The following is an 11,028-nucleotide window of genomic DNA, read 5'->3' on the forward strand; positions in this document are numbered from 1 at the left end:
TCATCGGGCCGTGTCCGACACGAAACCGGTCTGCATCAGGCGTACGCCGCGCCGGGTGACGAGCTGGGCGCGCCCGGGCGGCAGTTGGCGGGGCTTCGCCTCGCCGAGGAACTTGCCCTCCTCCTTCGGGTAGGAGAAGAGCGTCGCGGGCGTGCCCAGCTCCCACATCCGCCGGATCACCGGGTCCATCATGGCCCGCATCGCGCCGGAGGTGCTCCGCGCGACGATCACGTGCAGGCCGATGTAGGCGCCTTGGGCCAGCAACGGCAGGAGCGGGTCGAGCGTCGAGCCCATCCCGGTGCTCTTGGTCATCAGGTCGTAGTCGTCGACGATGACGAACAGCTCCGGCCCGTCCCACCAGTCGCGTTTGCGCATCCGCTCGGACGAGACGTCCGCCCCGGGCATCCGCCGGTTCATCGAGACCGACGCCTGGCCGGCCAGCTCGTGCATCTTGTCGCCGGTGAACGCGAAGCCCACCTGGTACGCGGCGCCGATCGCGGTGTCCAGGTCGCGGCGCGAGTCGCCGAGCACCACCTTCGCCCGCTCCGGCGGGTAGTGCTGCTGGATGGACCGCAGGACGAGCCGGAGCAGGTTGGTCTTGCCGGTCTCGCTGTCGCCGAAGACCAGCATGTGCGGGGTGGCCATGAAGTCGTGCCAGACCGGGGCGAGACGCTGCTCGTCCTGCCCGATGACGAACTTGAAGTCGGACTCGGGCGGCGGCAGCGTCTCGACCATCAGGTGCGCGGGGAGCATGCGTACCGGCGGGGCGGCCGGGCCGGGCCAGAACGTGCCGATCTCCTCGACCACCGACTTGGTCGCCTCGGCCAGGTCGCCCACCTCGGAGCTACCGTCCATCCGGGGCAGCGCGGCCAGGAAGTGCAGCGCGCCGGCGGTGAGGCCGCGGCCGACCTGGTTGGGCACCGTGGCCGCCTTGCGGGAGCCGTGCTCGGACTCCATCGCGTCGCCGAGCCGCAGCTCCAGCTTCGTGCCGAGCAGGTCACGCATCCAGGTACGCAGCTCCGACCAGCGGGTCGCGGTGACGATCACGTGCACGCCGAAGGACAGGCCACGCGAGGCGAGTTCCTGGAACTTCTGCTCCAGCTCCTGGAAGTCCTGCTTCATCGTGTACCAGCCGTCGATGACCAGGAAGACGTGCCCGAAGCCGTCCTCGATCACCCCCTCGGCGACCTTCGCGAGATAGCTGGACATGGAGTCGAGGCCGTGCCGCGCGAACTCGGCCTCCCGCTTCTCCATGACCTGGAGGACCTCCTCGACCGTCCGGACTACGCGGTCGCGTTCCATCCGGGTCGCGATCGAGCCGACGTGCGGCAGGCCGGCGATCGAGGCGAGGCCGCCACCGCCGAAGTCGAGGCCGTAGAACTGCACCTCGCGGGGCGTGTTCGCCAGCGACAGCGCCAGGATCAGGCTGCGCAGCAGCGTCGACTTGCCGCTCTGCGGGGCGCCCGCGATGCCGACGTGGCCGTCGGCACCGTTCAGGTCGACCACCAGCAGCTCGCGCAGCTGCTCGGCGGGCCGGTCCACCACGCCCACCGGAACCCGCAGGCCACCCTGGACGGTCGGGTCGTCGATGGTCATGCCGCGGACCGGGTCGGGCAGCACGCTCGGCATGAGCGAGTCCAGGCTGGGCGCACTGGACAACGGCGGCAGCCAGACCTGGCGGGCCGGCGGGCCCGAGCCGGTGAGCCGGTCCAGCAGCACCTCGACCAGGCTCGGCCCGTTCGCGTCGGCGGCGGGCTCCTCGACCTGCTCGGCCGGGCGCTCCGGCCCGGGGTCGTGGCGCACCGCGACCTGCCGGGTGGTGAACGGCACCACGTCCGCGGCCGGCTCGTCCCCGGCGTCCGCGACGCCGCCGTAGCGTCCACTTCCGGTGTACGCGCCCGAGACGTACGCCGCCTTGAAGCGCACCAGGTTCGTGGTGTCGACCTTCAGGTAGCCGTTGCCCGGCTCGGGCGGCAGCTCGTACGCCGCGCCCACGCCGATGACCGACCGCGACTCCATCGAGGAGAACGTGCGCAGCGCCAGCCGGTACGACAGGTGCCCCTCGACCCGGTTGATCCGGCCCTCGTCCAGGCGCTGGGAGGCGAGCAGCAGGTGCACGCCGAGCGACCGGCCGAGCCGGCCGATGGACACGAACAGGTCCATGAACTCGCTCTTGCTGGACAGCAGCTCGCTGAACTCGTCCACGATGATCAGCAGCACCGGGAAGGGCACGAGCTGGGCGCCGTTGCCGCGCGCCTTCTCGTAGTCGAACAGCGAGGCGTAGCCGCTGGCGCGCAGCATCTCCTGCCGCCGGGTCATCTCGCCGTTGAGCGCGTCCTGCATCCGGTCGACCAGCGGCAGCTCGTCGGCCAGGTTCGTGATCACCGCCGAGGTGTGCGGCAGCTTGTCCATGCCGAGGAACGTGGCGCCGCCCTTGAAGTCGACCAGCACCAGGTTGAGGATCTCCGAGCTGTGCGTCGCGGCCAGTCCGCAGACGAGGGTACGCAGCAGCTCGGACTTGCCCGAGCCGGTGGCGCCGATGAGCAGGCCGTGCGGTCCCATGCCGCCCTGCGCGGACTCCTTCAGGTCCAGCTCGATGACCTCGCCCTCCTCGGTGACGCCGATCGGCACCATGAGGCGGTTGCGTTGCGGGGTCCGCGTACGCCACAGCGCCTGCACGTCGAAGGTCATGGCGTCGCGGATGCCGAGCAGCGTGGTCAGCTCGAAGCTGGTGTCCAGCGGCTCGTCGGAGACCTCCAGGGTGCCGCTGGTCCGCTTCGGCGCGATGATCCGGGCGAGCGCCTCGCACTGGGTCCGGTCCAGACCGTCGCGTGTGGCCGTACCGGTCGTGGCGCCGGCCGGGAACTCCACGACGTCGTCGGTGACTGTCAGCCGCAGCACCTTGGGGCCCCCGGGCATCGCGCCGGTCAGGTCGAGCAGCACCACGTTGCGGATGCCCGCGCCGAGCAGGCGGGAGCTGTCCGGCAGGTCCACCAGGTGCGCGACGATCACCAGGAACGGCTCGCTGGTGGTCGACTTGACGGCCCGGTCGTGGTCGCCCCGGTCGGTGATCTCCGGGCCGAGCATGTCCATCAGCGCGTCGTGGCTGCCGGCGAACATCCGCACCGGGCCGGCCGCGTCGTACGCGGTGGGGTGCGCGTTGTGCGGCAGCCACTTGACCCATTCCCACGGGCCCCGGTGCACCTCGGCGGCGAGCACCGCGATCCGCAGCTCGTCCGGGGCGTGGAACGTGGCGAGCTGCGCCACCATGGCGCGGGCCAGGTCGATCGCCGGGTCGATCGCGCCCTCGAACTCGACGCTGGTGAAGCTCGGCAGGCCGACGGAGGTGGGGATGCCGGACACCGTCCGGTACGCCTCGGAGAACCGCCGCAGCGAGATCGACGACAGCGGTTCGAGATCCTCGATCGGCTTGGTGGACGGCGGGTTGAACTTCAGCATCGCCGTCTGCCGGCCGAGACCGATCCGCACCCGGCCGAAGTCGTCGTGGCTGGGCCGGCGCTCCCACAGCCGGCTGCCCATCGCGATCGACCACAGCCAGCCCGGCTGCGGGTTGTTCCACAGCACGTGCCGGCGCTGCTGGTCGGCCGCCTCGCGGGCCTGCTTGCGCAGCTGCCCGATGTAGCGGAGGAAGTCACGCCGCTCGCCGCGCATCTTGCGCTTGCGCTCGGCGGCCGCGCGGCCGATCTGCATGACGCCCATGAGCAGCATGCCGCCGGCCATCGCGCCGCCCATCACGTACATCACGGGGGTGCGGTTGTAGAGGCCGAACATGGCGAGCATCGCGCCCATGCCGAGGCCCATCGGCACGACCATCGCGAACGAGCGGAAGTCGAGCGGGGCCTCCTCCGCCATCAGCGGCGGCTCCTGGAGCTCGATCGAGCCTTCCGGCGCCTCCGGGCCCGGCGCGCGGGGCGGGCGCTTGACGGTGACCGTACTCATCCGAGCGTCCCCGCGTCGGCGCCGTCGCCGCCCCAGACGGTGCGCTCCTGGCGCAGCAGCTTCACCGCGTAGCGGTCGTTGCGGTAGCGCTCGGCCACCTTGACGTCGTCGTCCTCCTCGGCCTGACGCTTCTTCTCCTTCTTCGCCCGCTCCTCCTCGTCCCTGCGGCGTCGCTCCTGCCCGGCCCAGAACGCCTCGGCGCGGGCGGCCGCCGCCTTCTCCTCCTCGGCGAGCGACATCGTGAACTCGGCGTCGCTGACGCCGGGCTCGCCACACCGGCGCATCTTCTCCAGGTCGGCGCTGAAGAAGTCGAACGTGCCGTCCGCCGGCCGGGGCGCCTTCGCGGGCGCGACCCGCCGCCACACGGCGCGCGGGGGCTGTGGTGTCTCCGACATGGTCACCCTTCCCTGCCCTCGTCCGCTGACGGACCGGTCAGCCAGTCCGCGTCGCTGAGGTCGTCCCAGCCCGTCGTGTCGTCGGGGTCGTCGTCCGGCCGGACCAGCGGCACGTGGTCGTCGGCCGCCGGCCGGGCACGGTCACCGCCCCAGACGGCGTCGTCCTCGCGCAGCCCGGCGGCGGGCTCCCGGCCGGCGCCGGGCTCGCGGTCGTCGTCGCGATCGGAGCGGGACCGCACCGTACCGGCCCGGGCCGGGTCGTCGGGATCCGCGCCGGACGTCGCGCGGCCGGACGCCTGCGGGCCGGGGCCGGCGAGTCCGGCCACGGCGGCGGCGCCAGCCAGGCCGAGCGCGCCGGGGACCGCGACCGCCACCTCGCCCTCGGCCACGGCAGCCGCGACGCCGGCCTTCCGGTGCGTCCCCTCCGGACTGCCGCCCCCCGGCGAGGCCGGTTGGTTCGGCTGCGCGGGCTGGTTCGGCTGCGCGGGCTGGCTCGGCGCGGCTGCCAGGGCCGGTGGGTTCGCCGCCGGGCCGGGCTGAGCGGGCTGGCCCGGCTGGGCGGGCACGCCGGGCACGCCCGGCTGACCGACGATCACCGGAGCCGCCACGACACCGCCGACCGCCGGCTCCGCCGGAGGCGACGCGACGGCTGGAGGCGGCACGACGGCCGGAGGCGACGCGACGGCTGGAGGCGGTGCGACCGCCGCGGGCGGCTCGGCCTGTGACGGCGGTTCCACCGCCGGGGACAGGTCGACCACGGTCGGCACCTCCACCGCCGTCGGCGGTGCGATCACCTCGGGTGCGGGTGCGCCCGGCGTACCACCGATGCCGGACACGGGTGCTGCCGGAACGTCAAGCGCGGCCGGTTCCTCGACGGCGGCCCCCGGCACGCCCGGGTCCAGGCCAACGGCCGGACCGTCCGGTTGCGAGCCGGGCACACCGGTGTCCGGCGCAGAACCGTCGAGACCCGCCGTGCCGTCACCGAGCCCCGGCTGCGGGCCGGACGCGTCCACGACCGGTGCGGAACCGTCCAGGCCCGTGCCACCGGCTGCGGTGCCGTCGCCCGTCTCCGGCGAGCAGTCCTCCGGTCGGGCCGGGGTCCAGTCGGTCTGGTCCGGACGGATCAGATCCGACGCGCCCGGTGCGGTACGGGGTGTGGTGCCGGCGGGCGCGTTGCTGCCCGGCGGGCCGACCATCGGTGGCACCACACCGGCGACCGGTGCCGTCACGTCGGTGCTCGGGAGCGTCACACCGGTGCTCGGCGGCACGGCGGGGACCGGCTCCACCAGTCCGGCGCCGCCGGTGCCCGCTCCCGTGGGCGCCTGCGGCGCACCGGCGTCGGGGGTCGACGGGCGCCAGTCGTCGGCGTCCGCCTCGATCAGTCCGGAGGCGTCCGGCGCGTCCGGCACACGGGCGGGCGCGCCCGCACCGGCGCCCGGCGCACCCGGCGCCCCCGGCATCATCGGCATCGCGGCGCCGGCCGGCGCCGTGACCGGCGAGTCGACGCCGACGCCCGGGGCCACGGGCGCGGCGGGGATCTGCGGGCCGTCGACGCCGAGCCCGTCGCCACCGGCCGGCGCGCCGCCCGACCCGTCCGGCACGCCCGCGTCCACACCCACCGGGCCCCAGGTCTCGGGGTCGCCGCTGACGAGTCCCCGGGCGTCGGGGGACTCGGCCCCACCGGGGTTCGTCGCGCCGCCGGCGGGCCCCGGCATGCCGGGCATGGGCGGGATGCCGGCGCCCAGCCCGGCGCCGCCGGACGAGGCGCCGGCCGGTGCGCCGGGAACCTGCACGCCGTCGAACCCGGGTGACCGCCAGTCCGCCTCGTCGCCCTCCACCAGGCCCTTGGCATCCGGTGCATCGGGGACGCCGGAGCCGCCACCGGCACCGGCGCCGGGAGCGCCCGCGCCGGGCATGCCCGGCATCATCGGTGACTGGAAGCCGCCGCCACCGGGCACGGCGCCACCCGGAGCCGCGGGGATGTCCACGCCGTTGACGGCCCCGGGGGCGAAGTCGTCGCTGTTGCCGAGCAGCCCGTTCGCGTCCGGTTTCTCCGGCAGCCCGGGGCTGCCGCCCGCGCCGGGGCCGGCGCCGCCGGGTGGGCCGAATCCCGGGATGCTCGGCGCGGTGAACCCGCCGCCCGGTTTGCCGATGCCTGTTCCCGTGCCCGTGCCCGCCCCGGGCTTCGGGCCGCCCACCTCACCCGGTCCGGAGAACGACGGCGGCTTGACCGATCCGGCACCGCCCGCGCCGCCGCCGAGGTTGGCCGAGCCGGGCGGCTTGATGCCCGGCGGAACGACACCGGGACCGAGCCCGCCCGGCAGGCCGCCCCCGCCCGGCACGCCACCGCCCGGTACGCCGGCGCCCGGGAAGCCGACGCCCCCCGGCCCGTTGATGCCCGGCGCGTCGAAGCCGGGCAACCCGCTGCCGCCACCGGGGGTGGGACCACCGATCTCGCCGGGGCCGGAGAACGACGGCGGGGTGATGGCGCCAGGCCCCTGGCCGGAGCCCGGACCACCGATGCCGGCCAGGTTCGGCGGCGTGATGGTGGGCACTGTGATGTTCGGCGGCGTGGTGAACCCCGGCGTGGTGATGCCGCCGACGGGGGGCGGGGTGAACCCCGGCGGGGTCACCGTCGGCGGGGTGGTGAGGTTCGGCGTCGTGAGGTTCGGCATCGTGAGGTTCGGCATCGTCGGCGTGGTGATGCTGGGCGGCGGCATGGTGATCCCGGACGTCCCCGCCTTGTCGGTGGTGATCTTGTATTGCTCGGCGACCGTGTGGACGACCTCGGCCATCTGCTGGGCCATCGGCTTCTCGTACTCGGTGCCGCTGATCGGCACCGGGCCGTCGCCGCTGCCGACGCCGTTCTGGGAGGCGATCGTCGCCCAGGCGCCGTCCAGGTAGGCGATCGTCTGCTGGGCCCAGGAGAGGTGGTTGGCGGCGTCGTAGAGCTGCGACGGCAGCGACGTGACGTTTGTCGAGGAGTTGATGCTGTTGGCCGCCGTGGTGGAGTCCGGAACCGCGCCGCCGGCCAGGTGCTCGGCCTGCTTGCCGAGCAGGTCGGCGTAGAAGTTCATCTTGTCGCGGAACCCGTTTGCCGCCGGCCCCTTCCACGCCTTGTCGTCGCCGACCATCGAGGTGACTGCGGTGCGGATGGTCTGTTCGAGCCAGATCAGCAGATCCTGCGTCGCCTGGAAGGCCCGGGCCGCCTCGACCACCGACTCCACGTTGACGCGGCTGGCCGCGTACTTCAGCCCTTCCTCGCTGAACACGGCGGCGCCGCCGTTCACCGCGGCCTTGAGCTTGCGCCAGCCCCGGGTCTCGGTCGCCCAGGTCTGGTAGTCGTACAGGTCGCCGACGGGGATCACCTTCGGCGGGAAGGTTCCTTCCGGCTCCGCCGGGTCGTTCCACCCGTCGAGCTTGCTGTCACCGAGACCGTTCCCCATGCCCCGTCCCTCTTCACGACCTGCCGGACCGATCCGCCCGCGTCAGTTGCCGTCGGTCTTGATGATCTTCTGACCGTAGGTGCTCAGGTTGTCCAGGCCCTTGAAGGAGTCACCCATGATCTCGCCGAGCTTGTCGGTGGTCAGCGCGTTCAGCTCTTCGAGGTTGTCGTACTCCACGGCCATCTTCAGCAGGGCCGTCCGCACCGCGAGTAGGGCGGTGTTCATGTTGACGAGCATGTCCTTCATGTCGCCCTTGACGCCGCCGTCCTGAGCGGTCGCCCCGACGACCGCCTGCCGCAGCACCTCGGCCCGGGCGAAGGCGCCGGGCCGCGGGTCGATCGCGCCCACCTGGTCGGCAGTGGTGAGCAGGATGTTCCCGGCACCGGTGACCTTGCCCAGCACCTCCTCGGCGAACCACTTCAGCGCGGCGGTGTTGACCGCCACGCCGCCGGTCGAGGCGGTGTCACCCTTGAACGTCGGGTTGATCGCCGGCGGCTTGAAGCCCGAGTCGGTCGGGGTCTTGTCCTCGTCGATCCAGTCGGGCTTGTCGGTGAACGCGGGCGGCTTCACGTTCGACGGGTCGGTGATGTTGTCCTTGTACGTCTTGACGAGGTTCCGCCAGCCGTCGGTGTCGAGGACGTTCTTGTCGTACCACTCGCGGGCTTCGATCCACTCCGGATGCTCGGCGCGGACCTCGTCCTTCCACTTGTCGAAATCCACCCCGGTGCGGCTGTTCTGATGCTTGTTGTAGAAGGCCATCCAGGAGTCGTACGCCGCCTGGGTGGTGCCCTCCGGCTTCCCGATGGCGGCGTCGCCCATGCCGTAGGCGTTCATCGCGCTGATGGCTTTGTCGTTGGGGTATCCCCAGTCAATGCGGGCCAAGGAGCTCACTCCACTCGGGTGTCGACGGCGGAACGTTGGCACAGACCCCAGCGGCCCGGGTCGTCTAGCTCACCGGGCCGGGGACGGACGACGCGGGCCGCCACGCCGCGTCCGCGGCGGCCGTCCGGCGGGTCAGCCGCCGCGGACGTCGTTCCAGATCATGGCGTGACGCTGCTCGGTGGTGCCGTAGTTGTCCGAGATCTGCAGCAGCGTCTGCCGGGCCTGCTCCAGGTAGCCGACCATCGAGTCGGCCGCCTGGTTCCAGGCCAGCTTCGAGACCTTGTACTGCTCCTGGGCGGCACCGGTCCACTGGGCGAGGCTGGCCTCGACCGTGCGCTCCATCTCCTCCAGCGACGACTGGATCTGGCCGTTGATGCGGTTCATGTCGGTCAGCACGGCGTCTGCCTGCACGAAGTCGAAGGTGTAGTTGGACATGTCAGTCCTCTCGGGAGATCGGGGGTCGGGGTGCGGCTCAGATGCCCGGCAGGGCCGCGCCGAAGGAGTTGGCGACGCTCGACGCCTCGTCCTCGGCCGTCTGGTAGCCCTTGGTGGTCACGCCCATGACCTCGAGCATGTTCAGCAGCTCGTTGATCACCCGCTGGAACGCGTTCTCCCAGTTGTCCATGGCCTGGTTGAAGCCCTGCGACGCCTGGCCGGTCCAGGAGGAGATCAGGACGGCCATCTGCCCGTTCACGGCGCGCAGCTGGCCGGTGAAGGCGGTGGCCTTGTCGGAGAACTCCTGGGCAGCCCGCTGCATACCCTCTTCGGTGGTACTGACGGTCGGCATCGTCACGGCCGGACTCCTCGTGTCAGGGAAAGGTGGCAGGGAAGAGTGTTGATCCGCGGCCGTGCCCGGCGGCAACCCGGTCGCGCCACCATGTCCGAACGTCACCCAACATTGCACGGCAGCGCCCCCGTAACCGCCGCCACCGGCCGGCAGCCCGGGAAGAGTGGTTGCACTTTCATGCACTGATCCCCGGCCGGAGTTCCGGCGCCACGGTCGTGGCGTCTTCACTTGACGGCGACGTCGAGGGAGTGGTCCGTCGTGAACTACAGCGAGCGCATCGAAGGCCTGTTCCAGGAGTACGAGCGGCAGCGCACCAGCCTCGCCGAGATGCAGGCCCGGATGAGCGCGCTCTCGGCCACCGCGACGTCACCGCGCCGCGAGGTGAGCGTCACCGTCGGCCAGAACGGTGTGCTGACCGACATCCAGTTCCCCTCCGGCGCCCACAAGCGGCTCACCACCGCCGACCTGACCCGGCTCATCCTGGACACCTACGCCGACGCCAAGGAACAGGTCATGAACCAGGCGGCCGACGTGCTGGCGCCGATGCTGCCGGACGGTCTGGACGCCCACAAGCTGGTCCGGGGCCAGGCCGGGGCCGACGCGTTCCTGCCCAAGGAACCCCGCATGGTGACGAGCGTGCGGGAACTCCTGACCCGGGGGCCCGAATGATCAGCAACAATCCCGGCGGGCGGCTGTGGGTCGACCCGGACGGTGTGGAAGGGCTCGGCAAGGCGTACGAGTCGCACGTCCAGCTCTACGAGTCCTATCTCAGCCAGCTGACCGCCCTGCGCGCCCGGTACGCGAACGCCTGGGGCGACGACGACATGGGCGAGCAGTTCTCGACGAAGTTCCTGCAGGGCCTGGACAACCTCGAAGCGATCATCGGCGGCGTCAAGGGCACCCTGCACTACACCGCCCAGGGCCTCAAGGAGAGCGGCCGGGCGTACCGGGAGGCGGACGAGGCGGCCCTGGACGTCAGCCGGAAGATGGCCAAGGACTTCGACGGCCTGGACGGCCCGACGTACGCGCGGCGGGCGGTGGCGGGCCCGGTGCTGGAGCCCACCGCGGAGGGTGAGGCGCGCCGGCCCCATCTGCTGTCCCGCCGCCTGGCGGTCGGTGAGCCGGTCGCCGAGCGGGCCAGGCTCCTCCCGCAGCAGCAGGGCACGCCGCTGCTGCCGCTGGAGCCCGCCGAGGCGCTGATCCCGCTCACCGCCGCCACTCCGGCCATCTCGTCCTACTTCGCCCGGCCGGAGTACGCGACCGCGTACGTCGGCGGCCGGCCGCTGCCCGAGGGGTACCGGCTGATCGCGCTCAACCCGTTCGAGGACGGCAGCACCCGGGTGGACGCGAACCTCTACGACTCGATCACCCCGCTGACCGGCACCCCCGTCACCACACCCGACGGCACGGCGATCGATCCCGGACAGGGCCGGTTCTTCGTCGTCAAGGAGAACCCGGCCGTGGACCCGACCGTGCCCGGCTACCAGCCGCTGTACCTGAGCTACGCGCCGGACGGCACGCCCACCCCGATCATCCCCGGCGCCTGAGCCACCCACCC

General features: G+C 72.5%; 8 protein-coding genes. 2 read left to right on the forward strand and 6 right to left on the reverse strand.

What is annotated here, in order from left to right:
* The 6 genes from eccCa to CLT75_RS11345 form a co-directional block, all read right to left on the reverse strand.
* Entirely contained in the window at positions 1-3,960 is a 3,960-nt protein-coding gene (eccCa, locus tag CLT75_RS11320) for a type VII secretion protein EccCa (protein ID WP_135240763.1), read from the reverse strand.
* Positions 3,957-4,355: a hypothetical protein gene (locus CLT75_RS11325; RefSeq protein ID WP_135240764.1), complete on the reverse strand. Its 399-nt coding sequence runs from the start codon at positions 4,353-4,355 to the stop codon at positions 3,957-3,959. Before CLT75_RS11325 ends, eccCa begins: the two co-directional genes overlap by 4 nt.
* 2 nt (positions 4,356-4,357) lie before the next feature.
* Positions 4,358-7,801 (reverse strand): hypothetical protein, encoded by a 3,444-nt coding sequence (locus CLT75_RS11330; RefSeq protein ID WP_135240765.1) that lies wholly within the window; start codon positions 7,799-7,801, stop codon positions 4,358-4,360.
* A 42-nt stretch (positions 7,802-7,843) separates the two neighbouring features.
* Positions 7,844-8,683 (reverse strand): hypothetical protein, encoded by an 840-nt coding sequence (locus CLT75_RS11335; RefSeq protein WP_135240766.1) that lies wholly within the window; start codon positions 8,681-8,683, stop codon positions 7,844-7,846.
* A 132-nt stretch (positions 8,684-8,815) separates the two neighbouring features.
* On the reverse strand, positions 8,816-9,118 hold the full coding sequence (locus CLT75_RS11340; protein WP_091416607.1) for a WXG100 family type VII secretion target: 303 nt from the start codon (positions 9,116-9,118) through the stop codon (positions 8,816-8,818).
* 37 nt (positions 9,119-9,155) lie between these two features.
* Entirely contained in the window at positions 9,156-9,476 is a 321-nt protein-coding gene (locus tag CLT75_RS11345; RefSeq protein ID WP_135240767.1) for a WXG100 family type VII secretion target, read from the reverse strand.
* Between the two features lie 252 nt (positions 9,477-9,728).
* Between CLT75_RS11345 and CLT75_RS11350 the strand changes: the two genes are divergently transcribed.
* Together CLT75_RS11350 and CLT75_RS11355 are read left to right on the forward strand one after the other, a co-directional pair.
* Complete coding sequence (locus CLT75_RS11350) at positions 9,729-10,139, forward strand: YbaB/EbfC family nucleoid-associated protein (RefSeq protein WP_135240768.1); 411 nt, start codon at positions 9,729-9,731, stop codon at positions 10,137-10,139.
* Entirely contained in the window at positions 10,136-11,017 is an 882-nt protein-coding gene (locus CLT75_RS11355; protein ID WP_135240769.1) for a WXG100 family type VII secretion target, read from the forward strand. Before CLT75_RS11350 ends, CLT75_RS11355 begins: the two co-directional genes overlap by 4 nt.
* Positions 11,018-11,028: the final 11 nt, after the last annotated feature.

It is taken from the genome of Micromonospora sp. CNZ285 (genome assembly GCF_004637285.1).